General features: G+C 38.7%; 21 protein-coding genes and 4 tRNA genes. 8 read left to right on the top strand and 17 right to left on the bottom strand.

Annotated elements, in window-relative coordinates:
• Positions 1-98 precede the first annotated feature (98 nt).
• The 11 genes from rplL to BS34_RS0101110 all read right to left on the bottom strand — a co-directional run bounded on the left by rplL (position 99) and on the right by BS34_RS0101110 (position 5,062).
• Positions 99-470, bottom strand: a complete 372-nt coding sequence (gene rplL, locus BS34_RS0101160; RefSeq protein ID WP_029406727.1) for a 50S ribosomal protein L7/L12 — start codon at positions 468-470, stop codon at positions 99-101.
• 54 nt (positions 471-524) lie between these two features.
• Complete coding sequence (rplJ, locus tag BS34_RS0101155) at positions 525-1,022, bottom strand: 50S ribosomal protein L10 (RefSeq protein WP_029406726.1); 498 nt, start codon at positions 1,020-1,022, stop codon at positions 525-527.
• Positions 1,023-1,206: 184 nt separating this feature from the next.
• On the bottom strand, positions 1,207-1,896 hold the full coding sequence (rplA, locus tag BS34_RS0101150; RefSeq protein WP_029406725.1) for a 50S ribosomal protein L1: 690 nt from the start codon (positions 1,894-1,896) through the stop codon (positions 1,207-1,209).
• Between the two features lie 4 nt (positions 1,897-1,900).
• Positions 1,901-2,329, bottom strand: a complete 429-nt coding sequence (rplK, locus tag BS34_RS0101145) for a 50S ribosomal protein L11 (protein WP_029406724.1) — start codon at positions 2,327-2,329, stop codon at positions 1,901-1,903.
• A gap of 54 nt (positions 2,330-2,383) precedes the next feature.
• On the bottom strand, positions 2,384-2,917 hold the full coding sequence (gene nusG / locus BS34_RS0101140) for a transcription termination/antitermination protein NusG (RefSeq protein WP_029406723.1): 534 nt from the start codon (positions 2,915-2,917) through the stop codon (positions 2,384-2,386).
• A gap of 1 nt (position 2,918) precedes the next feature.
• Positions 2,919-3,302, bottom strand: a complete 384-nt coding sequence (gene secE, locus BS34_RS0101135; protein WP_029406722.1) for a preprotein translocase subunit SecE — start codon at positions 3,300-3,302, stop codon at positions 2,919-2,921.
• A 58-nt stretch (positions 3,303-3,360) separates the two neighbouring features.
• Positions 3,361-3,437, bottom strand: a tRNA-Trp gene (locus tag BS34_RS0101130).
• A 71-nt stretch (positions 3,438-3,508) separates the two neighbouring features.
• A complete protein-coding gene (tuf, locus tag BS34_RS0101125; protein ID WP_029406721.1) occupies positions 3,509-4,699 on the bottom strand; it encodes an elongation factor Tu in 1,191 nt (396 codons plus the stop codon).
• A gap of 60 nt (positions 4,700-4,759) precedes the next feature.
• Positions 4,760-4,835 (bottom strand) — tRNA-Thr (locus tag BS34_RS0101120).
• 63 nt (positions 4,836-4,898) lie between these two features.
• Positions 4,899-4,973 (bottom strand) — tRNA-Gly (locus BS34_RS0101115).
• Positions 4,974-4,977: 4 nt separating this feature from the next.
• A tRNA-Tyr gene (locus BS34_RS0101110) sits at positions 4,978-5,062 on the bottom strand.
• A gap of 343 nt (positions 5,063-5,405) precedes the next feature.
• Here BS34_RS0101110 and BS34_RS0101105 point away from each other — a divergent pair.
• Positions 5,406-6,179, top strand: coding sequence for a pseudouridine synthase (locus BS34_RS0101105; RefSeq protein WP_029406720.1), 774 nt, complete (start codon positions 5,406-5,408; stop codon positions 6,177-6,179).
• A gap of 13 nt (positions 6,180-6,192) precedes the next feature.
• Here BS34_RS0101105 and BS34_RS0101100 read toward each other — a convergent pair whose 3' ends face one another.
• Entirely contained in the window at positions 6,193-7,293 is a 1,101-nt protein-coding gene (locus tag BS34_RS0101100; protein WP_158660954.1) for an HD-GYP domain-containing protein, read from the bottom strand.
• Between the two features lie 170 nt (positions 7,294-7,463).
• Here BS34_RS0101100 and BS34_RS12075 point away from each other — a divergent pair, with 170 nt between their 5' ends.
• From BS34_RS12075 to BS34_RS0101075, 5 genes are all read left to right on the top strand, one after another.
• Positions 7,464-8,468 carry an IS4 family transposase gene (locus BS34_RS12075; RefSeq protein WP_051640615.1) on the top strand — a complete coding sequence of 335 codons (1,005 nt, stop codon included), beginning with the start codon at positions 7,464-7,466 and terminating at the stop codon, positions 8,466-8,468.
• 273 nt (positions 8,469-8,741) lie between these two features.
• Positions 8,742-10,061, top strand: a complete 1,320-nt coding sequence (locus BS34_RS0101090) for an adenosylmethionine--8-amino-7-oxononanoate transaminase (protein WP_029406718.1) — start codon at positions 8,742-8,744, stop codon at positions 10,059-10,061.
• Between the two features lie 477 nt (positions 10,062-10,538).
• On the top strand, positions 10,539-11,399 hold the full coding sequence (locus tag BS34_RS0101085; protein ID WP_029406717.1) for a hypothetical protein: 861 nt from the start codon (positions 10,539-10,541) through the stop codon (positions 11,397-11,399).
• Between the two features lie 231 nt (positions 11,400-11,630).
• On the top strand, positions 11,631-12,854 hold the full coding sequence (locus tag BS34_RS0101080) for an OmpP1/FadL family transporter (protein ID WP_029406716.1): 1,224 nt from the start codon (positions 11,631-11,633) through the stop codon (positions 12,852-12,854).
• A gap of 234 nt (positions 12,855-13,088) precedes the next feature.
• Positions 13,089-13,871 carry an alpha/beta fold hydrolase gene (locus BS34_RS0101075; RefSeq protein WP_158660953.1) on the top strand — a complete coding sequence of 261 codons (783 nt, stop codon included), beginning with the start codon at positions 13,089-13,091 and terminating at the stop codon, positions 13,869-13,871.
• A 278-nt stretch (positions 13,872-14,149) separates the two neighbouring features.
• On the opposite strand, the gene BS34_RS0101070 is transcribed toward BS34_RS0101075, so the two are convergent.
• Together BS34_RS0101070 and BS34_RS0101065 are read right to left on the bottom strand one after the other, a co-directional pair.
• Positions 14,150-15,496, bottom strand: coding sequence for a hypothetical protein (locus tag BS34_RS0101070; RefSeq protein WP_029406714.1), 1,347 nt, complete (start codon positions 15,494-15,496; stop codon positions 14,150-14,152).
• 310 nt (positions 15,497-15,806) lie between these two features.
• Positions 15,807-18,620, bottom strand: coding sequence for an autotransporter family protein (locus BS34_RS0101065; RefSeq protein ID WP_029406713.1), 2,814 nt, complete (start codon positions 18,618-18,620; stop codon positions 15,807-15,809).
• A 440-nt stretch (positions 18,621-19,060) separates the two neighbouring features.
• Here BS34_RS0101065 and BS34_RS0101060 point away from each other — a divergent pair, with 440 nt between their 5' ends.
• Together BS34_RS0101060 and BS34_RS12445 are read left to right on the top strand one after the other, a co-directional pair.
• Entirely contained in the window at positions 19,061-20,023 is a 963-nt protein-coding gene (locus tag BS34_RS0101060; protein ID WP_029406712.1) for a helix-turn-helix transcriptional regulator, read from the top strand.
• Positions 20,024-20,035: 12 nt separating this feature from the next.
• Positions 20,036-20,935: a helix-turn-helix transcriptional regulator gene (locus BS34_RS12445; RefSeq protein WP_051640613.1), complete on the top strand. Its 900-nt coding sequence runs from the start codon at positions 20,036-20,038 to the stop codon at positions 20,933-20,935.
• Between the two features lie 6 nt (positions 20,936-20,941).
• On the opposite strand, the gene BS34_RS0101050 is transcribed toward BS34_RS12445, so the two are convergent.
• The 3 genes from BS34_RS0101050 to trpD form a co-directional block, all read right to left on the bottom strand.
• The gene (locus tag BS34_RS0101050) at positions 20,942-21,358 is read right to left on the bottom strand and encodes an OsmC family protein (protein WP_029406710.1); all 417 of its coding nucleotides are present in this window, start codon (positions 21,356-21,358) and stop codon (positions 20,942-20,944) included.
• A gap of 224 nt (positions 21,359-21,582) precedes the next feature.
• Positions 21,583-22,398 (bottom strand): indole-3-glycerol phosphate synthase TrpC, encoded by an 816-nt coding sequence (gene trpC / locus BS34_RS0101045; protein WP_029406709.1) that lies wholly within the window; start codon positions 22,396-22,398, stop codon positions 21,583-21,585.
• Positions 22,399-22,468: 70 nt separating this feature from the next.
• Positions 22,469-23,500: an anthranilate phosphoribosyltransferase gene (gene trpD / locus BS34_RS0101040; protein ID WP_029406708.1), complete on the bottom strand. Its 1,032-nt coding sequence runs from the start codon at positions 23,498-23,500 to the stop codon at positions 22,469-22,471.
• Between the last annotated feature and the right edge of the window lie 58 nt (positions 23,501-23,558).

Raw genomic sequence — 23,558 nt, 5'->3', positions numbered from 1 at the left:
TTTAAATATCTAACACACTTTTACACACTTCTAAAACACGAAAAGGCCGGCGCAAAACGCCAGCCATTTCATGCTGTGGATCAGCAATAAAAGTTAAATTACTTAACTTCTACTTCGATACCAGCTTCTTTTAGTTCATTAGCAAGAGCTTCAGCTTCTTCCTTAGAAACACCTTCTTTCAATGTGAAAGGAGCGCTTTCTACAGCTGCCTTAGCTTCTTTAAGACCTAGACCAGTTGCTCCACGTACAGCTTTGATTGCTGCAACTTTGTTAGCACCAGCACCAGTAAGAACTACGTCAAACTCAGTTTGCTCAGCAGCGCCAGCACCAGCGTCACCAGCAGGACCAGAAGCAACCATAGCTGCAGCTGATACGCCAAATTTCTCTTCCATTGCTTCAACTAGTTCTACAACTTCCATTACAGACATAGCTGCAACTGCTTCTAAAATATCATTTTGTGATACAGACATTTGAAATCTCCAAATATATAAATAGGGTTAAACGATTTTACGTTTAGTTAATAATTAAGCCGCTTCTTCTTTTTGTTCTTTAACCGCTGCAAGGGCACGAGCCAACTTAGCAACAGGTTCTTTCATAACAAATAGAAGTTTAGCAACAGCTTCATCGTAAGTAGGTAGAGCTGCAATAACAGCTAGCTGACTAGCGTCCATTACGCCTTCACCAATAGATAATGAATTAACCACAAGCGCATCATTATCTTTAGCGAAGTCTTTAAAAACACGCGCTGCATTACCAAGCTCTTCACCTGAGAATGCAAAAACTAGTGGACCCGTAAAAGTCTCACCCATGTCTTCAAATTTAGTGCCCGCAACAGCACGACGTGCAAGCGTGTTTTTAACAACACGAACTTTAACGTTAGCTGCACGCGCTTTAGCACGTAAATCGGTCATTTGCTCTACAGTCAAACCACGATACTCAGCCGTTACTAATGAACCCGCTTCTGCAACAACAGCAGAGACTTCTTCAACAACTAGCTTTTTATCTTCGATATTGAGTGCCATATAACCTCCAAACAGTACAATGTAAACATTGCACTCTTCCATCTACGTAGGCTTAAATCTATTAAGAATGTATGCTCTACATTCGCCTACGGTCTGCGATGGGCACTCACATCAAACCCCAAAGGATTTAAGGAGACCCAATTCGCAAATAATGCCTGCACCAACTTAATTGGCGCAAACATCATTATAATGTTGACTGATCAACCAACAGGCCTGGGCCCATTGTAGAAGAAATAGTCACTTTCTTAACGTAAACACCTTTAGCAGAAGCTGGTTTAGCTTTGTTTAGGTCTTCAATTAAGGCAATTAAATTTTCTTTTAGCTTGTCAGCATCAAAACTAACAGTACCAATTGCAGCGTGAACAATACCTGCTTTATCTGCACGGAAACGAACCTGACCAGCCTTAGCTTTTTTGATCGCACCAACTACATCAGGAGTTACTGTACCTGTCTTAGGGTTAGGCATTAATCCACGAGGACCCAACACCTGACCTAACATACCAACAACACGCATAGCATCAGGAGAGGCGATAACAACATCAAAGTCCATCATCCCACCCTTGATTTCAGCAGCAAGTTCATCCATACCAACGAACTCAGCACCTGCTTCTTTAGCTGCAGCTTGATTAGCTTCACCTGTAAATACGGCTACACGTACATCTTTACCAGTACCATTAGGCATAACTGTCGCACCACGAACAACCTGGTCCGACTTACGTGGGTCAATTCCTAAACGAATTGCCACGTCAACAGATTCAGTGAACTTAGCACTTGCTAGTTCTTTGATTAAGTTAATACCTTCAACGATATCGTAAGAAGTCTCACGATTTACGCGCTCAGCCCATACTTTTTGTTTTTTATTTAGCTTTGCCATCTTATTAACCCTCTACCACTAAGCCCATTGAACGAGCTGAACCAGCAATAATTTTTACCGCTGCATCTAGATCGTTAGCATTCAAATCTTCCATCTTAGTGTTCGCAATCTCTTCTAACTGCGCACGAGTCACTGTTCCAACTTTATCTACGTTAGGGATAGCTGATCCACTTGTAATGCCCGCCGCCTTCTTAAGAAGAATTGATGCTGGTGGAGTTTTTGTAACAAATGTAAAACTTTTATCATTAAATACAGTAATAATGACTGGAACAGGCATTTTAGCTTCAAGACTTTGAGTCTGAGCATTGAATGCTTTACAGAATTCCATGATGTTTACACCATGCTGACCTAGAGCAGGACCAACTGGAGGACTAGGGTTTGCAGCACCAGCTGGTACTTGCAACTTAATATAGGCTTGGATTTTCTTAGCCATGACTTTCTCCTATATGGGTAATAACGCCGTAAGGCTCCCCAAGATTAAAAAATATTAAATCTTTTCTACTTGAGTAAACTCAAGCTCAACCGGAGTTGAACGACCAAAGATTAATACCGATACTTGTAATTTATTTTTGTCGTAATCGATGCCTTCAACAACCGCTTCAAAGTCTTTGAATGGACCATCAACAACACGAACCATCTCACCTGGCTCATAGATAACCTTAGGACGCGGCTTATCTACACTTGTTTCAACACGCTGTAAAATACGATCAACTTCTTTTTGAGAAATTGGAGCGGGACGATCACTTGTTCCACCGATAAATCCCATCACCTGCGGAACACTCTTAACCAAATGCCATGAATCTTCATTCATATCCATCTGAACAAGAACATACCCAGGGAAGAACTTTCGTTCACTAGTACGTTTCTTACCATCACGAATCTCAACCACTTCTTCTGAAGGCACCAATACCTCTCCAAAAGAGTCTTCAAGACCCGCACGCTCAACATACTCAGCTAATGCGTTTTTAACTTTATTTTCATACCCTGAAAAAGCATGCACGACATACCATCTTTGAGCCATCTTAACCACCTTGTCCTGTTAATATCTTAACTGCCCATAAAAAGAACATATCAACTAACCATAAAAAGATACCCATTAAAATAACAACTACAAAAACAATTAACGTCATCTGCACTGTTTCAGGACGCGTCGGCCAAACGACCTGACGCACTTCTCTTTTAGCAAGAGATAGGTAATGAAACCAACTTCTACCGACAGTAGTTTGATACAAAATAAACACAGCAACTGCCGCACCTGCAACAACGCCTAAAACCCGAATAACCGGGTGTATTTCGTCAAAAATGTAATATCCCACTATAGAACCGATTAGCACAGCCAAAGATAAAAACATCTTTGCTGTATCTAACGAATTCGAGTCACTTTGGTTTTCTATTTCTTTACTCATAAACCTATCAGCTAAATTGAAAACGACCCGCATTCAGAAAATGCAGGCCGTTGGAATATGGCAGGGGTAGAGAGATTCGAACTCCCAACACCCGGATTTGGAATCCGGTGCTCTACCAATTGGAGCTATACCCCTGGAGTGTTTCACAAAAAAAGGGGATTATACCCCCCTTTCTTTGCTATGGCAAGCGCTATTTAAGCTAAAAATTATTCAATAATTTTAGCAACAACACCTGCACCAACTGTACGTCCACCTTCACGGATTGCAAAACGTAAACCTTCTGCCATCGCGACTGGGTTGATTAACTCTACAGTCATTTGTACGTTGTCACCAGGCATAACCATTTCTGTTCCTGCTGGTAATTCACATGCACCGGTTACATCAGTTGTACGGAAGTAGAACTGTGGACGGTATCCGTTGAAGAATGGAGTATGACGTCCACCTTCGTCTTTACCTAGTACATAGACTTCTGCTTCGAACTTAGTATGAGGAGTTACTGTTCCTTTGTGTGCTAGAACTTGTCCACGTTCGATATCTTCACGCTTAGTACCACGTAATAGAATACCTACGTTATCACCCGCTTCACCCTGGTCAAGCAGTTTACGGAACATTTCAACACCGGTAACCGTTGTCATTGTTGTTGGACGAATACCGACGATTTCGATTTCTTCACCAACTTTTACAACACCTGTCTCTACACGTCCTGTTGCAACTGTACCACGACCTTGGATTGAGAAGATGTCTTCTACTGGCATTAGGAATGGTTTGTCAGTTTCACGTTGTGGAGTTGGGATGTATTCATCTAGCGCGTCTACTAAACGTCCGATTGCTGGCGCTCCAATTTCTGAATCGTCACCAGCGATCGCTAGAGTTGCTGATCCAATGATAACTGGAGTATCGTCACCTGGGAATTCGTACATGTCTAGAAGTTCACGAACTTCCATTTCTACTAGTTCCATTAGCTCTTCATCATCTACCATGTCTGCTTTGTTTAGGAAAACAACGATGTATGGTACACCTACCTGACGTGATAATAGGATGTGCTCACGTGTTTGTGGCATTGGTCCATCTGCTGCTGAACATACTAGGATTGCTCCATCCATCTGTGCTGCACCAGTGATCATGTTTTTAACGTAATCCGCGTGACCTGGGCAGTCAACGTGTGCGTAGTGACGTGTTTCTGATTCGTATTCTACGTGTGAAGTTGAGATTGTGATACCACGATCTCTTTCTTCTGGTGCGTTATCGATAGAAGCGAAGTCTTTTACGTCTCCACCGAATTTCTTACCTTGTACAATTGTTAATGCCGCAGTTAGAGTTGTTTTACCATGGTCAACGTGACCGATAGTACCAACGTTTACGTGCGGTTTCGAGCGTTCGAATTTTTCTTTTGCCATGATGCAAACTCCGTTATAGCGACTTATGTACAAGACATAACGACACCAAAATAAAAAATATGGAGCTCTCAATCGGAATCGAACCGATGACCTCATCCTTACCATGGATGCGCTCTACCTACTGAGCTATGAGAGCAAATTAAAAAGGCCCTCTCCATCAACTTGATTTAACAAATTAACAAAGAGAGCCTTTAAAATATGGAGCGGGTAAGGAGAATCGAACTCCTCTCATCGGCTTGGAAGGCCGAGGTAATAGCCAATATACGATACCCGCAATATGGTGGAGGGTGGTGGATTCGAACCACCGAAGGCTGAGCCAGCAGATTTACAGTCTGCCCCCTTTGGCCGCTCGGGAAACCCTCCAAATTGTGAGTGCGTATTCTATAGATTTATTAACAGCTGTCAACACTAAACCTCACATTTTTTTAAATTAAATTCATCAACTCTCGTGTAATGTAAACTTGGCTATGCTGTCAATAAGTTACTAAGGCTTTACAATCAATAAGTTAGTTTTCTATAGATTAACAGCAGGCTCACTAAATCTACTCAAAAAATTATCCAGTCACAAGCCACAATTATGTCTACCACGTATATCCACCACAGTTTTTACTGCCAAATCTCATCGCTTTTTAAACATTCACCTACTCTTGCAAAGTTCTCTATTTATAATAATGAGTTGTATTAGACAGTTTAAGGAGTTAAATAAATGCAAACTCATTGCCTATTAGAAAACTTAACCATTCTCTATCAAGATGAGTTTATTGTTGCTATTCACAAACCAGCTGGCCTATTAGTTCATAGCTCCCCAATAGATAAACATGAAACTCAATTTGCGTTACAACTCACGCGAGATGTGATTAATCATAAAGTGTACCCCGTTCACCGCTTAGACAAAGCAACATCTGGCTTATTACTTCTTGCGTTAGATTCCAATACTGCCCGAGAACTTAGTGACCAGTTTATGAACCACACGATTAGCAAAACCTATTTGGCTATTTGTAGGGGCTGGGTTGATGACACGGGCTATATAGACCATGCATTAAAATATAAAAAAGATAAAATCGCTGAAAAACTCAAGAGAGAGCAACTTGAACCTCAACCGGCTGAAACTGCCTACAGATGTTTAGCGCAAACGACAGTTGACCATAAAATAGGTCGCTATGAACAGCAACGTTACTCTTTGATTAAACTTAACCCCAAAACAGGTCGTAAACATCAATTACGTCGACACATGAATCATATTCACCATCCAATCATTGGTGATGTGACCTATGGCGACCGACATCATAACCATTTTTTTAATGAATGGCTTGGACAACATCGCCTCTATCTTGCGGCAACAAGCCTACAATTCAGTCATCCTAAAACTCAAAAAAAAATGGCTATCGAAGCTCCATTGGAAAAGAGTTTTGAGTTGGCTATTAATAAGTTAGGCTTTAAATCGTTTCAGCCACAAGAGACCTTCGCATCCTACGAATAATAACAAAAAATCTTTATAACCCTCTCTCTTTGAATTTTTTATAAATAGCAATTACTCGCTCTTTTTGATTTATAAATGCATCAACACATTGAGGATCAAATTTACGACCGCGCTGCGCAACAATATATTCAAAGGTATCCTCTAAAGTAAACGCATTTCGATATACTCTAGAAGAACTGAGTGCATCAAAGACATCTCCTACCGCCATAATTCGACCTTCTAATGGAATTTCTTCTCCCTTAAGGCCTTTAGGATAGCCCTTGCCATCCCAACGTTCGTGATGACAAGCGATGACATTTCTTAAAATACTAATATGATGTAAACTACCAAAATCAAAGTCTTCAATGATTTGTTCAATCATTTCAAAACCTAAATTAACATGCAGTTTCATCTGTTCATACTCTTCAGGATTCAATGACTCTGGCTTCAATAAAACCGCATCGGCTACGCCAATTTTTCCAATATCATGCAGTGGAGCATAAAGCCAAACGTACTCTATAAATTCATCCGATAAATTCAACACCTTCGATAACTCCGTTGCGATTAGCTCAACATAGGACGATACACGACCAATATGTTTTCCAGTTTCATCATCTTTGAAGCCTGTTATTCGTTTTGTACTGCTCACCATACCCATTAACGTTTTTACAGGTAAAATATCCATTACCAATAACGCTTCTATTAATCGTGTATAAATTGATAATTGAGCAATAACGTCTTCAGAAAAATAATCCGTCTGGTCGGCATCAAAAAAGACAAACCCTAAGAAACTCTCCCCCAAATACATAGGCACGGTATAACTAGATTTAATCCCTACACTGCTTAACTCTTGACGGTGATACGAATGAGACTCAGCACAATCTGGCTCAACTAATTCACTAATAATTCTTGGCTCACCATCATCAGCCAACGCTTTTAAAGAAGGTACTTTAGAGAGAAACTCACTATAATGAGTAAAGACTTTAGACTGAGCTGGACTTTTTAAAAAAGAGTGCAGGATATCGCTATCCTCTTCATATAAGGCAACCGCTATACGACACAACCCCGGTAGCTGGCGTCGAAGCTGTTCGAACATCAGATCCACCTCTTCTCTAATTTGCTCTTTTCTTTTCACAGCATCAACCTTCATTCGCTTAACGACTAACCTAAAATCTAATTCACTTAGTATTTATACCATTAATTATCACTGCTGTCCCACTTAGCTAAAATGAAAAAGCCTGAATCCATACAGATTGTTACAATGTAAGTACCACCAAACATATGTAATAACAGAGGATTCAGACTATGAGCTTTCATAATACAGTATTATCACAAGTCTTAAAAATGTTTCCGAGACTTGAATTTGAAAAGCTTTCAAGCATTCATGATGGGAAAAGACGAAGTGACGCTTTAAGTCGCTGGTCTCAATTTGCAGCCTTGGCGATTGGCCAGATAGGTGCACGCCATAGCCTTCGAGATATTGAAGCCACAATAGAGTCACAACCCCAACAGCAATATCATTTAGGCAGCCAAAAAATAAAACGCACGACATTCAGTCGAGCCAATGAAAAGCTAGATTATCAGTTCTATTCTGACTTGTTTTCTAAGCTTTACAAACAATGCTCTCAGCACTCACCAAAACATAATTTCAGATTCAAATCAAAGCTATTCTCGTTGGATGGTTCTCTTATTGATCTTTCCATGAAGCTTTTTCCATGGGCGGATTACAATAAGAAAAAATCAGCCATGAAACTGCATATTGGACTTGATCATGATGGCCTTATCCCAGCTTTTGCATCCTTAACAGGAGCCAAAGAGTCTGAAATGAAACAAGTTGATTTATGGAAGTTTCCAAAGGGAAGTGTACTCGTTTTTGACAAAGGTTATAACAACTTCAGCTGGCACAAAGCCTTGAGTTCAAAAGGGTTGGTATGGGTAACAAGAATCCGAGGCAATGCAAAGTATAAAGTTGTAAAAACGTTACCGACGACAAAAAACTTAAACATTATTTCTGATCAGATCATTGAATACACTGGACAGAAATCCCTTAGAGAAAACTTACCCGCTATTCGCTTAGTGAATTATTACGACCCCGTCACGCAAAAAGATTATCAGTTTATTACCAATCAAATGAACTGGTCAGCTCAGACAATTGCAGATATATATAAAGAGCGTTGGCAGGTAGAACTCTTCTTTAAATGGATCAAACAAAATCTAAAAATCAAAGCTTTTTTAGGTAACTCTAAAAATGCGGTAATGACTCAAATTCATGGCCGCATTATGTGTTTATTTGATTATCGCTTTTCTTAAGTTTCAATCAGGATCGAAAAAGAGTTTTCAGCAGATTTTAAGATTACTACAAATGAATCTATTTATTAGAAGGCCGTTAATAGAACTTTTGAAGCCACCACCTAATGTAGAAAACGTGAGGCCCCAAATGAGTTTAGGCTTGGTGAGAAATTAAGTGGGACAGCAGTGATTAATTATCTATTTATGGAATCGACGACCGATGCAATTTATCTTTATAATAGAAAAGCTATTTTAAAAAAAACAACATAAGCAGACAAAACTAAGGCCAACTTCATGCCCACAAATCCCGCAACACCTGATTGGAATTCGCTTTTAGATTACGATCAAAAACACATCTGGCACCCCTATGCAAAATTACCCAATCTTGTTCCTGCAATTGGCGTTAGCAAAACACAGGGCTCAATCATTACTTTGGCCGACGGCCGAGAAGTGGTTGATGGCATGTCATCTTGGTGGGCAGCATTGCACGGTTACAACCACCCAAAAATTCAACAAGCGATGCATGAACAAATAGACACTATGCCGCACATTATGTTTGGCGGACTAACACATGAACCCGCTATAGAACTTGCAAAACGGTTAGTCAACTTATCACCCGCAGGCCTAGAAAAAGTATTTTTTGTGGATTCCGGTTCAGTTGCTATGGAAGTCGCCATCAAAATGGCCATGCAATATTGGATTAGTTTAACCAGGCCTGGTAAAAACAAATTACTCACGGTTAAAAATGGTTATCACGGAGACACTTTTGCCACCATGGCGATTTGCGACCCTGTTAATGGCATGCACAGTTTATTTTCTGAATTACTGCCTAAACACTTCTTTGCCCCAGCACCAGAGATGGGGTTTGATATTGAATCTGACAATACCGATATTCAAGCGCTAGAAGCCATACTCAAGCAACATCATAATGAAATTGCAGCCATCACCATCGAACCAATTGTTCAAGGTGCCGGCGGCATGCGGTTTTACCGCCCCGACTATTTAAAGCAAGTACGAGAATTGTGTGACGAATTTGAAATCTTGTTGATTGCCGATGAAATTGCCACTGGATTCGGTCGAACAGGCAAACTCTTTGCCTGTGAATGGGCTAAAATCTCACCCGACATTCTCACCCTAGGCAAAACCTTAACTGGCGGCCACATTACCTTAGCCGCCGCCCTTGCAACCGCCCAAATCAGCAAAACCATCAGCCAAGGTCAACCCGGTATTTTGGCACACGGGCCCACCTACATGGCCAACCCTTTGGCGTGTCGAGCGGCCATTGCCAATATTGATGTGCTACTTGATTCTCCCTGGGAAGCCAACATTGCCCGAATTCAAGCACACTTTCAACAATCTCTTTTGCCCTTGAAAAAACTACAAGGGGTTCAAGATACCCGAGTGCTGGGCGCCATTGGCGTGGTTGAATTAGAACGCGATGATTTAGGCCCAGCCATTCAAGCCGCCGCAATAGAAAATGGTATTTGGCTAAGACCTTTTGGAAAATTAATTTACACCATGCCTGCCTACAACATTCCAGCTTCGCAGCTTAAAGTGCTAACCACTGGAATTCATAACGCAATTAGCCAAGTTTTAGATTCCAACGCAAATTGAGACCTTTGCACGAGAGTATTCACGAGTAAAAATGGTTCTAAGTGCCCCTTGAAGGTAAAAATTGACCTGATTTTTGTTGTACCCCAAGGGCACTTCCGTTGGGCGACACCTTACGAATAGCTAGCTATTCCCTGCGTTTTCCGCCAAAATCAGGCAAATTTTACCTCATTTTTCTTTCGTACCTATCTCGTGCAAAGGTCTCAAATTAAAAATCCCCCCTACAACCCCAACTTTCTTCCTATCCTTAAAATTGCAACTCGTTTCATAAATAGCCTATCCCCCCTATATAATTACTTAGTCTATTCTCATAAAATCGGGAGTGTTTATTTCACTAAAAAACGCCAAACCAACTCAAAGGAATTAATGATGCAAATAGACCACCTTCGAAAATTCACTTTACTTAAAACACTGACAATACTATTTACCAGCCTATTCATCTTCCCTGGAGGACCGGCATTCGCAAATCAAGAAACAAAGATGATATTAACGCAACCTCTTGGCTATCCAGTTTACCGAGATGCTGAACCCATTAATCATATTATTGTGAAGCGTACGACGATCAACAGCAATAAACGCATTACCATTCATCCTTTAAACAGACCTGATACACCCTGGCTAGAGTTTGCTGAAGATAAAAATGTTAATAAGCTTGTGGAGAGCAAAAATACCTTTTACACCTTAATCTCAGGGAGCTATATGACACTACACCCTACCCAACCGGGGCAAGCTATGACCGTACAGCAGAACACGCTACTAACTCGATTAGCCGAAGGTGAAGACGGTACTTTTATGATCTACATGGGCGATCCAAGCCATGTTGATGAAAGCAAAGCTCCGCGTTATATGAAAGTCGCCTACCCAACCACATTTGCTCTGCAAGAGTCAGACATTCCAAACTATGAGACCACCTCAATAGACATGATAATGGAAGACCCTAAAAAACAAGAAGCCGTATTAAAAGCCCATTTTGATAAAGTTAATGGTCAACAGCTTGCAGATGTCAAAATTCCTAGCAAAGGTAAATTACACCAAGGCAGTGTGGCAGATCAATCAATCAAACTCGCTAAACGCATTGCAGAACAAGATGGTCAAAAAGCCGGTAAAGCGCACGTAGTTTCTGATGGTTGGCTCTTTAAAAAGCATGCTATTACTGGCATTCCACTATATCGCTACGCTAATGTCGCGTTTACGCAAAAGAATAAAAACGGCAAATGTATGCTACTCGGCTTTCAGATTCGTCAAGACTTTGATGGCGGTAGTTATAACGATATGGTCTACTCCAAAACCATGTTGCGCAACCCGCCTTACGGTCAATATATGAGCTGTAAAAACCTGTAAGCACTAGATCATTCAACCAGTAAATTATTATTGGTTGAATGCACAGCCAAACTCAAAATCCTGAATTCATTCTTAAGCTTTATTTACCCTATCTAGCAGAATTTAAAAAATTTCTTAACGCTACCTAATTAACACCAAAACCTCATCCATTAAGTGCTAGAATTTTCTAAAAAAATTACAAAGTAAATTAAGAATTAACTCCTAAATCTAAATTACTAAAACAACAATAATATGAAAAAAAAATTTAGCACTTTTATTTTCACCTTAGTCATTTCAACGAATATTTCTGCCAATGGCTATTATGCTTTTAACCATTCCAGCCAATCATTTGCCCTTGCTGGCGCCTATCAAAGCCAAGCTAAAACAGCAGATGCCGCCTATTACAATCCGGCAAATTTAGTGTGGATAAAGAATCCACAATCTCTCATTCAATTTGATGCCATTTTGGCACATCAAGAAAGACAAGCCTTTACAGGAAGCGTAAATTTACCCACACCTGAAACAGATGCCAGTGGCAATCAAGACCCTATCAATGCATTTATGCCTTATGGTTTTTATGTTTCGCCACAATACAATCATTGGCGCTGGGGAATCTCAACAACCTACCAAGGCGTCAGCAGCAACTGGAAAAATCAACCACAAGCATTATTAATTGGTAAAGCCTCTGCCGCCAGTGTTTTCATCAACCCTGTTATCAGTTATGAACTCAATGAACAATGGGCTGTCGGTGCAGGTATTCAAATGAACTACTCCATGCTAGAACAACAAGCCAAAGGCAACTTGTTGGGTTCTGATATTCATTTACACCTCGACACTAAAGGCGCATCACTCAGTCCCAATATTGCATTAAGTTATCGCCCAACAGAAAAGCTCAGCTTCTCAGCACACTACCGTTTTTCAACAAAAACTAAACTCATGGGTAAGGCTAAAATTAGCGATGGTATTGATAATTATGACGGCAAAGTAGAACTGAACATGCTAACCCCAGCATCATTAAAATTGTCTAGCGCCTATGAGTTCAAAAATACCCTTCTGGAATTGGCCTTTAGTCGCATTTATTGGGGAGAGCTAAGCACATCTCAACTTAAGTTAGACCGTGATTTAACTGGGATTTCGGCCTTGTTTCAGGCAGAGGCGATAAAAGATTGGCGAGATACGGACACGATATACCTTGGTATTTCGCAAAAATTAAACAGTCAAACAACTTTATTACTTGGCCTATCTCAAGACTTGGGAACGGCAGTACCAGAAAAAAACCTTAATTTTGATTGGCTTGACAGCAAAGTCACCACTTATGGATTAGGCTTAACTTACCAATATAAACCCAACCTAACCTTGGGGACAGCCTACAATTTTGCGAACTATGAAAAAGTAAATGTAAAAAATGACTTTTTAACTGGTTCCTATGCCAGAAATGTGCATGTAATCAGCTTCTCTCTAACAAACAACTTTTAAAAAAATACAAGTCCTTTGCAAGCCCCCGTGGTGCCAGAAAATAGTGAAAGATGTATTTAGACTAAAAATTTAGGAATACACCCTTATCAATAAATTCATCGTCTCTCACAATATCTTCAACACCTTAAAGGCTACTTACCCAAATGGTTTTTTATGCACAAATTTTCTAAAAAAAATATAATCATATCCCTAATTACGATGCTTATTTTAGTATCTTTAAGTTCTTGCAGTATCGTGCCCTCGGTAACTGAACGCATTCAAACAACAGAAACCCTCATAAAAAGAAATAACTGGCAAAAAATACTAATTAAAACCCAAGCATTTGATATTATCAGCTACCAACCTAAATACTTAAAAAACCAGCACTCTAAGCTACTTACCATATACATTGAAGGAGATGGATTAGCCTGGCTCTCTAAAAGCATAATTTCGTCAAATCCAACACCAATAAACCCACTTGCCTTAAAACTAGCGCTACAACACCCTAATCAATCAGTGGCTTACCTAGCACGACCTTGTCAATTCACTGCAAACACAACTAAAAACTGTAAAGCCACCTATTGGACAGATGCACGATTTTCCACAAAAGTCATTCAAGCTATGAACAAAGCGATACAAACACTCATAAAGAAAAGTCATGCGGAATCGATTGTTTTAGTAGGTTACTCAGGAGGAGCAACAGTAGCAGCACTGATAGCAGCTCAACGAACAGATGTAAAAATGCTAATTACCGTGGCTGGAAACTTAAATCCCAAAAAATGGACTCAACTCCAAAAAATTAGCCCTCTAAACAAATCTTTAAATCCTGTTGACTATATTCATCAACTAAGCAAAATTAAACAAACTCACCTTATAGGAGAGCACGACAAAATTATGCCTAAACCTGTAATTGATTCATACATGCAAGAATTAACAATGGAAAATACAGCCCGCGTTAAAGTGATGCAAAACTACAACCATCATTGTTGCTGGGTAAAAAATTGGAAAAGTATTTGGAACGAAACTACCCGCCCTTAATGATTAAGAAGAGTCAAATAAATACAGGACCCAAATCACTATCTGCACTATGCTTATAGAAAACTAACTCTCAACAGAATATACAAAGGTAGGATGTAGAATAAAAAGCTTCATTTAAGAGAAAACCGTTGAAAATAAATATTAGCAACGATTTTCAATAAGTAAAGAACACCGCGATTAGCGATAAAAAGTCATACAGTGTTTAGCAATCTGTATTATTACTAAGCAACGTACAATACATGCTACAAAATACTAAACAATTTACCTAAACGCTATAATTAAAGACTTCGGTTAATAGAGTTCCCAGTTTCAGGTTCATACTCTACAATTCCAACAGAATCATAACCAAACAATAATGTCCCTGTCTTTTTATTTAACCACATAGGTCCATAATTTAAAGTCAAAGTGGATAAAGGGCCTTCTTTGCATAAATGAAACCAATCAGCCCAATCTTTATCTCGACCGCTACAACTTTTATCCGTAATTAGCACTTTTTTCCAACCTGGTTTCCATGCCGTAACCATCGCGGAATTCATTTTTCCTGAAATCCAAAACAGCCCACGTTTATCATCCCATTGAACATGTCTCCAGGCTTGCGGCTTTGGAGATTTTTTCATAAGTGCTTTATGGTCACCAGTATCTGGGTTAATTTCAAATAATGTTTTTTCACCTGTTGAATGGCTGTAGAGTTTGCCATCATGCAAAAAAGCGCCCAACATTGGCCCACGAAAATCAAAACCACGACCTTTTTTAAGACCATCATCTCGTTTTCCTGTTACAGTTATGATGTCGCATTTCTTACCATCTGTACTCACACGACCAAACCCAGTGCCACCCATTTTGTTATTGTTAAAACTCACAATAAATGAACCATCTTTAGGGTCAATGGTAAAAGCCTCTTGAGTATATTGAACAAACTTTTGAGAAGGGCGTTTAATACTTTTACGCCCGGAAGGGCATTGACCATATTTGGGATTACGCCCCTCCCAAACAATACTTCTATCTCCAGTTTTTGGATTTACTTTAAAAATAACGGGAGCACTACCAAAACTTTCCTTACTATTTTTTCGATAAACATAGCTAAACCCATACCAATTTCCATCAGGACCAGGCTTAATGTCCTTCAACATTTTAAAATCTGGACCTTTAGCAATTGTTGTTGGGCCATACTCATCTTGAGCATTACCGCTAATAAAACGACGTGACCAATCATCCAAATTATAAGCAACCACCAAGCCTTTACCGTCCTTAGAATTATCCCAATACACGGAAGCAATCAATTCATTGTTGTCATAATCAATAAAACCACCGCTTATATGAGCATTATGCCAAGTTGCAAACGAAGGCCCGTCACCAATAGTACTACCTCGGTTTAAGGCCACTTCAGTTAGACGCATACACTCTTCTAACCCAAAGCTCTTGTTGGCGTTTTTACCACAACGACAATCAGCATCAAAAGCCGTTTTATACTGTATATGCTGTTTTAACGGACAACTACGATCTGCATATTTAGCATTTGGGTTTTGTAACGAAATATCTTGCGCAAAACTTATTTGGATAGTTAATCCAAAAAAAGTAATGGGGATGATTTTTTTAAGTAATTTTTTGCTATGTAATATAATCACTCCAAAATAATAAAATAGACTATTAGAGACCTTTGCACGAGATAGGTGCGAAAGAAAAATGAGGGAAAATTTGCCTGATTGCGGCGGAAAACGTAGGGAATAGCTAGCTATTCGCAAGGTGTCGCCCAACGGAAGTGCCCTTGGGGTACAACAAAAATCGGGTGAATTTTAACCATTTTTACTCGTACATACTCTCGTGCAAAGGTCTCTATTAACAAAAAAAGCCAGTAATTGTTGCTATCTTAAAAAGAGTTCAACAAATACTGGCTAATTATTTTTTACACTTTTTTAGCGTGTAAATAGTTTAAGGTTAAAACAAAATTCGTAAATTGGCAGAAACCGTTTGATCCACATAATTCTCACGAGTATTTACATCATACTTTGTAGAGAATTCTGCACCTGAATCCGTAGTATATTTAGCTCCTATACCAGCACTATAAACTCTCTCATCTGGCTTAATGCCTTCTGTTGAAAAGCTTGCACCTGTACCAGTTAACGAAGATGTTACGGTATTTTTATCCGTTAAAAAATCATGCCCAACCGTCATTTCACCAAAAGTAATCCATTTGTCTGAAGGTACATAGGTTAACTTACCACCCACACTAGTCACTAAGCTATCGTAACTTTGGTTATCTACATTTAAGTTCAGTGCTCCAGCTCCAGACTCTTTGTAACTGTCAACATTTACATTATGGTAATCTAGATTTAATGATGCTGTTAAATCAAGTTTTTCTGTGATTGGATAATGCTTCTCTAATTCAGCATTAACATGTGAATGCGTACTACCATAGCTTGATTTTGCTTGACTGTTATCAAACAGGGTTCGTTTTGTATCATAGTCTGAAGTACCTAAACTCACACTACCATTCATAACCAGAGTATCTGAGAATGATTTTGTTCCATAAAGTGATAACTGGTATGAGCTTACATCGGTATCGTAACCACCAATACTTTGCTTACTATCCACATTACTATTACTTACTGAGAAAGCAGTACCAAGCTTAACCGAAGATGATATATCACCATCAACTCCAATAACCAAACCTTTTGAATCCACTTTATAACCTGCTACCCCGTCTTGATCATCTTGCTCTGTCCAGTTACCAAATGGCTGAATCCAAAATTGCTTATTGCTAAAATTATCACCACCATTCATACCACTGGCACTTAAACCACGAGTAAAGTCACTACGCTCTGCAATAACATTCATGACTTGTGATGCACCAAAAGTTGCCTGTTGCCCCGCTCCAGTTGAGGCTGGTGCCAAAGATGCAACCGCGTTAGCAAGTTGTTGCTGAGTAGAGTATTGACCTAGACCACTTAAACCTACCGCTTGATCAAGCTGCGTATTACCTGTTGTACCGTTATTAGCAAAATTATTTGCTAAACCTTGCACAATAGGTGCAATACCTTGCGCGCTGGTTGCCCCGGTGCTTGTTACAGCACTAACAAGATTACCTGTATTTGAGCCACCACCATTATTAGGTTGTGTTTGGCTTGATTCACCCTGCCCATCTGCAGTAAGACTTAAATTTAGTTTATTAGAAAATCGAACGGTATCAAAATCAAACAACGCAGAAGTATCAGAAATATTAAATGTCCCGTAGTTGATACTATTACCTGATGTTACTTTAATCACATCTGGAAACAAGTTTCCATTAGTCAATTGACCATTTTGCTGAATATCAATACTCATGGTGGTGTTATTTAAATCAACATTTCCATCAACATCAAGTTTGCCATAGGTAGTGTTGTTAACAATAACAACATCAATATCACCACCGCTACCAGTGAAATCGCTGAAAAACTGTGGATTAGTATTGGTATTACTACTTATAGTACCCCCGACCGCAGAGGCCGCATTAGGGTTTAATACCAGCGTACCACCATTAAGAATGACGTTCGCTGCCTGTATTTGCTGGTTAGCAAACGGGGTATATGAAGCACCGTTATCAAAAACAACGTCAGCATCATTAACCTGAAATTGACCATTAAAAACAGCGGTGTTGTTACCGCCAATTTTCACCTGGTTTAATGCACCAGTTGCTGAAACTAAATTACCAACAATTACACCTGAGTTAATAAACTTATCGATATTTGCAGCCGCAAACTCAACGGCTGTAATACCTGCTGTGCTGATAGTCCCATTTTGTCCATTTTCTATAATGGTGGTACCATTACCACTGAATGCGCCCAAAAAAAGTGCACGACCATTATTCTGATTATCAATTAGCCCGCTGTTAATTAGATACCCGGTTATAGAGCCATTCGGAACAAGAATGGTTGAATAGAGACTGTCATTGTTGAATATGTCGCCATTATTCGTTAAGTTATTAATTGAGGCACCGCTTTCAAGCTTTATTGCTGAACCACTGCCGTTGACTGTATTAGAGATTTGACCATAGTTCGTTAACGTCCCGATGGTTGACCCATCAGTAATTCGGACTACGGGAAACCCAACAGATGAATTCGTAGAGCTAATATTGCCATAGTTCTGGAACGTTGTAATGTCTGTACGCCCAACATAAATGGCTGAATTATCTGTACCTTGAATAACGGCATTACTGTTATTTTGCAATGTCGTCACAGTACTATTAGTTGTTGCTGAACCGCTATCATTACCACTAAGATTGATACCAGTATATCCACCTGTAATACTTCCATCATTCACTATCGACGTAACAGAAAATGGTGTTCCATCATCTGCAATAAATATTGCATCTGCATTGGTACCAGCAATAGATGATGATGAGCCGCTATTAGTGATACTTAAATTAGTAGTTCCATAAGCATAAACTCCTACCCCAGCAGTGTTACTAATCGTGCCATAATTGTTAATCACAAAATCATCACCATTGCCTGGCGTAATGCGTTTAGCTAAACCGTTATTAGTCACGCTAATATTACTTGGGTCGGGGGTTCCCGACCATCCGTCGACATCAAGAACTGATATGCCAGAATTAATGGTTGCAGCGTCATTGTCAGCCAAAACACAATTAACCCCGGCGGCACAGTTTTTTGGAGCCGCTTGAACTTGTCCTGCATACATGGCTAGCAAAACCGAGCCCGCTATAGCTGTAAATGCAAATGATTTCTTAGAATGTATATTTTTTTTATGAGTCATTTTATGTTTCCTAGTTGAATTTCTTCAAAAAGCGCTATTTAAGCGACTTTTATAGTCAATTCCATATTGAATATAATTAACACAGAGGATTTTATATACATAAAAATACGAATTAAATAGGTGGTATAGGCTGTTAACAATCATGTCACAAAAGTCATTTAAAATTAGATGTGTAATATTTGTTGCGTGTTGTATTGCTAAACTAAGTCAGTTTCATGGGTTTATCTTGATATATAAAAATTAATCATCCACAAAAAACTAGATAACAATAGGGGGAATAGGCTATTAAATCGACAAAAATACTCAAATATTGAATATAAGTTTTTATCTAAATTAATAGATGATTTATACTTAAAATTAAATTTTGTACCCTTTGTAAAGTTATAAATATCCCAATTTAAGCGTCCAATTGAGTGCAATAGAACAAAAAGGCTAAATCAATGATTAAGAACACAAATCAACTCGTTCAAGAGTTATATCGAAAAGCTTATTCAAAACCGATAAATGAATTTAAACAATGTTGTTTTGACTTGATTTCTGAACATTTTAAGATTGATAGTGGTACTTGGATTACTCGATGCGAAATCGATAGTAAGTTTTACAATAATGATAGTTTTACTTATAAATTACCAGAAAATTTCATTGAGCACTGTCATCATATTCCAACCGTTTCTCGACAAATAGAACAGGTATTTGGGGTTGTTTTAGGTAATCAAGGTAAAACTTTTGATATTTTAGATATTGTGCCTGAAGAGGAATGGTATGAATCAGATATGTATAAGATGTATTGCGAAGAGTTTAGTCTTTATCACTCTGTTATGACGGTTTCAGTTAATCCATTAAGCCAAACGATGAATTTAATAACGTTAGCGCGTCATGACCCCGAACATAAATTTTCAGAAGCTGAAAAAAAATCTTTTGATTTTTTGTACCCTAATCTTATTGAAGCCTTACGAGTTAATATTTTAAACTCTTTTCAACAAAAGTCAGACACCCCTTTTGCTTTTCGTGCCGTTGCTGATTTTTATGGCAATATTATTGAAGCTGAAGAAGGTTTTTTAAACCTACTACATAGTAAATCACTTATTAAAGACAATAAAGTACTTTTCAAAATCAGCACAGAAAATAATAATCTACAAGTTGATAACCTTATATTTAAAACTCAAAATCATAAGGGCATAGTGTACATTGAAGCAATAGCACCACCTGTTATTAAAACACTTGGTAAGCGTAAAATAGAAGTTTGTAAGGAGTTAATCATAGGTAAATCTAACAAAGAAATTGCCAAAACCTTGAACCTTTCACCCAATACAGTTAACAATCATTTAAAAGAGATTTTTAAGGCTCTGAACATTAACTCTCGCCATCAAGCTATAGCCTATTTAACTCGGCAAAATTTTTAAGAAACACGCATTATGTCTTTTCTACAGTTAAAACAACCTTCGAATAATGAAAAACTTGGCGACTGTATCGCCAAAATTTATCATCACACCCAAGGCAATACTTTAGAGCAATTTAAAATAGCTTGTTATGAAGAAATAAATCAAATAATTTGCTTAGGAGAGTGTTATTGGCAAATAGATTTAGCCCCATCTTACCCTCTAAAAATTAACAACAATGAAAAGCTATTTTTTTCACCTCAGCCAGCTAAAAACACAATGAATTCTAATGAAAATTCTTTATCTGATAGATTTTCAGAATGCTTGTCTTTGCAGTCATCGCAGCAGGTAATAGAATGCATTGAGTGCCATGACTCTAATATTACCCACCACTTTTATTTTTCACCTAATAACATGAAAACTGGGTTCTCAAGCCTAGATTTAGAGTATTTGAGCTTAATTATTCCTAACTTAATAGAGGCTTTAAGATTAAATATCTTATCTATATATCAACATCAATGGATAACTAAACCATATGCCAATGCCATTTGTGAGTCTTCCGGGATTTTTAATCATGTTGACGATGAGTTTCTTCAAATACTTCATGATATTAACTTGAAAAAAACCAGGAGCCTACCTATTGAATTCATTACTCAAACACCCTTTTTACAAAAAAAGAATGCGCTCTTTAAAATTGAAAAAGTGTTAGATTTATATTTCATTAGAGGGTTCGTTTTTAAAGACCAATTTAGCGGATTGTCTATTAAAGAAAAAGAAATATGTTTTTATTTAATCCAAGCAATCAGTAATAATATAATTGCTCAAAAAATGCAACTATCCATCAAAACCATTGAAAATCATTTAGCGAATATTTATTTAAAAACTAATATACCCACGAGAGCTCGATTAATAGCTTGTTTAAATAAGATTGATTAGATCAAATTAGGCTTCTATAATTTCGTAGCTATGGGTCATTTCTGCTGTTTTTTCTAACATTTTAGAAACCGAACAATATTTATCTGCTGATAACTCTACTGCTCTAGCTACTTTCTTTTCATTTAGATCTGTGCCCGTAACAGTAAAATGCAGATTAATTTTAGTATAAACCGCTGGCACCGCATCAGCACGTTCTGAGGTAATTTCCATTTGGCAACCTTTCACATTCTGCTTGCCTTTTTCCAGCATCATCATCACATCAATCCCAGAACAACCACCCAAGCCCATCAATAAAAGCTCCATAGGACGAGAACCTTTATCTTCTCCCCCAACTTCCTTAGAAGCATCCATTATCACTTTATGGCCGGTTGATGAAGTTGCTTCAAATGCCTTACCGCCTTGCCAATTTACTTTAATACTCATTTTGATTCCTATTTTGAGAATTTTGCGCCCAAGAAACTAAACTTGAGATAGCTATAGAGAGACCTTTGCACGAGAGTATGCACGAGTAAAAATGGTTAAAATTCACCTGATTTTTGTTGAAAAAACTAGCGAATAGCTAGCTATTCCCTGCGTTTTCCGCCGCAATCAGGCAAATTTTACCTCATTTTTCTTTCGCACCTATCTCGTGCAAAGGTCTCATAGAATTATTGAAACAATTCCGCGAGTTTTTCACCTGGGTTTTCTGCACGCATAAACGCTTCACCCACCAAGAAACTATTGACATGATGTTCACGCATTTTAGCGACGTCTTCTTGCCCTAAAATTCCACTTTCTGTAATCACAATACGGTCGTCTGTAATCATATCCAACATACGAATAGTGGTTTCTAATGAAACATCAAAAGAATGAAGATCACGGTTATTAATACCAATCATGGGTAAAGGCAAACGTAAAGCACGTTCTAACTCTTCTTCGTTATGCACTTCAACTAATACATCCATACCTAACGTCAAAGCGGTTTCGGTTAATTCATACATTTGTGCATCACCAATAGCGGCGGCAATTAATAGAATGCAATCTGCACCGATTACACGTGCTTCATACACTTGGTAGTCATCTACAATAAAGTCTTTACGAATAATCGGTAAATCGACCGCTTCACGAACTTGCTGAAGATATTCATTTGAACCTTGAAAGAAGTCTTTATCGGTTAATACCGACAAACAAGCTGCACCATTAGCTTCATAACTTTTGGCAATTTCAACTGGATTAAATGGGTCACGCAAAATCCCTTTGCTTGGAGAGGCCTTTTTAATTTCAGCAATCACCGCTGATTCCCCTGCTTCTAATTTAGCTTGCATCGCATCTGCAAAACCACGTGTAGGAGTGGTAGAAGCCATCATCGCTTTTTGCTTCATTTCTCTTAATGGAATACGGTCGCAACCCTCTTGAATTTCTTCCAATTTACGAAAAATAATTTTTTTCAATATGGTTGGAGTTCCGCTATTTTTAGCACTCATTAAGTTTTCCTTTATCTCGCGTTGTCTTTAATATGCCTTAGATTAAAACGCTTTTTTTATTTTTTTGAATTTATGTAGATTGTTTAAATGATTGTGTTTTGGCTATAAATTCATTCAATTTAGATTGTGCTAAACCGTCAGCAATGATTTTTCTTGCTAAACAAACTCCGTCTGCATAACTTTCTGCCAGGCCTGCTACATACAGAGATGCTCCGGCATTTAAGCACACAATATCTTTTGCTGCGGAATCACTATTTGCAAACACGGAGCGAATAATATTTATGCTATCTTGAGCAGAATCTACCGATAAATCGTTTAAATTAGCATGGTCCATATCATATTCAGAAGGCTCAATTTCCCACTCGGTAACTTCACCATGTTTAAGTTCGGCCACATAGGTTTTAGCAGCAATGCTAATTTCATCTAATCCATCCGCGGCATGTACGACCATGACATGTTTAGAGCCCAATCTTTGTAAAACCTGAGCAAATAAACCCGTTAATTCTTTATCATAAACCCCAATAACCTGAGAAGGCGCTCCTGCAGGATTGGTTAATGGCCCGAGCATATTAAAAATTGTGCGTACGCCCAACTCTTTTCTTGCCCCAATCACGTGTTTCATTGCACTATGATGAGCCTGAGCAAACATAAAACCTACGCCAGTCTCATTAATACATTCGGCAACTTGTTCCGGCGTTAAGCTTAAATCGACACCTGCGGCTTCCAAAACATCGGCACTTCCTGATTTACTAGAGATAGAACGGTTACCATGTTTTGCAACCGTACCTCCTGCTGCAGCGACCACAAATGCACATGCTGTTGAGATATTAAAAGTATTAGCGCCATCGCCCCCTGTACCGCAGGTATCTACGAGCTTAGATTTATCTTCCAAATTAACGGGAGTCGCCAAACTACGCATCACTTGAACCGCTGCGGTAATCTCTTCTAACGATTCACCTTTCATTCTTAAGGCGGCTAAAATAGCACCTATTTGAGCAGAGGTCGCTTTTCCAGACATTAACTTATGCATAACCGATTCCATCTGTTCGGCTTGCAAATTCTGGCTAGTTAATAACTGTTCTAAGGCGGCTTTTAATTCCATATCTAACTCCTAAAAGCATTCTACCAGGCCTGGTAGAATGAATTTTATAACGCTATTT

It is taken from the genome of Thiomicrorhabdus sp. Milos-T2, assembly GCF_000702325.1.
Taxonomy (GTDB): Bacteria; Pseudomonadota; Gammaproteobacteria; order Thiomicrospirales; family Thiomicrospiraceae; genus Thiomicrorhabdus.
The sequence above is the reverse complement of the archived record's forward strand: the minus strand, read 5'-3'. Positions and strand labels throughout refer to the sequence as shown.

Coding starts and splice junctions, on each gene's coding strand:
- nusG (WP_029406723.1), bottom strand. CDS start 2,917: ATGGCTCAAAGATGGTATGTCGTGCATGCTTTTTCAGGGTATGAAAAT.
- rplA (WP_029406725.1), bottom strand. CDS start 1,896: ATGGCAAAGCTAAATAAAAAACAAAAAGTATGGGCTGAGCGCGTAAAT.
- BS34_RS12075 (WP_051640615.1), top strand. CDS start 7,464: ATGAGCTTTCATAATACAGTATTATCACAAGTCTTAAAAATGTTTCCG.
- rplK (WP_029406724.1), bottom strand. CDS start 2,329: ATGGCTAAGAAAATCCAAGCCTATATTAAGTTGCAAGTACCAGCTGGT.
- BS34_RS0101065 (WP_029406713.1), bottom strand. CDS start 18,620: ATGACTCATAAAAAAAATATACATTCTAAGAAATCATTTGCATTTACA.
- BS34_RS0101105 (WP_029406720.1), top strand. CDS start 5,406: ATGCAAACTCATTGCCTATTAGAAAACTTAACCATTCTCTATCAAGAT.
- secE (WP_029406722.1), bottom strand. CDS start 3,302: ATGAGTAAAGAAATAGAAAACCAAAGTGACTCGAATTCGTTAGATACA.
- rplL (WP_029406727.1), bottom strand. CDS start 470: ATGTCTGTATCACAAAATGATATTTTAGAAGCAGTTGCAGCTATGTCT.
- trpC (WP_029406709.1), bottom strand. CDS start 22,398: ATGAGTGCTAAAAATAGCGGAACTCCAACCATATTGAAAAAAATTATT.
- BS34_RS0101050 (WP_029406710.1), bottom strand. CDS start 21,358: ATGAGTATTAAAGTAAATTGGCAAGGCGGTAAGGCATTTGAAGCAACT.
- BS34_RS0101090 (WP_029406718.1), top strand. CDS start 8,742: ATGCCCACAAATCCCGCAACACCTGATTGGAATTCGCTTTTAGATTAC.
- tuf (WP_029406721.1), bottom strand. CDS start 4,699: ATGGCAAAAGAAAAATTCGAACGCTCGAAACCGCACGTAAACGTTGGT.
- rplJ (WP_029406726.1), bottom strand. CDS start 1,022: ATGGCACTCAATATCGAAGATAAAAAGCTAGTTGTTGAAGAAGTCTCT.
- BS34_RS0101060 (WP_029406712.1), top strand. CDS start 19,061: ATGATTAAGAACACAAATCAACTCGTTCAAGAGTTATATCGAAAAGCT.
- BS34_RS0101080 (WP_029406716.1), top strand. CDS start 11,631: ATGAAAAAAAAATTTAGCACTTTTATTTTCACCTTAGTCATTTCAACG.
- BS34_RS0101085 (WP_029406717.1), top strand. CDS start 10,539: ATGATATTAACGCAACCTCTTGGCTATCCAGTTTACCGAGATGCTGAA.
- trpD (WP_029406708.1), bottom strand. CDS start 23,500: ATGGAATTAAAAGCCGCCTTAGAACAGTTATTAACTAGCCAGAATTTG.
- BS34_RS12445 (WP_051640613.1), top strand. CDS start 20,036: ATGTCTTTTCTACAGTTAAAACAACCTTCGAATAATGAAAAACTTGGC.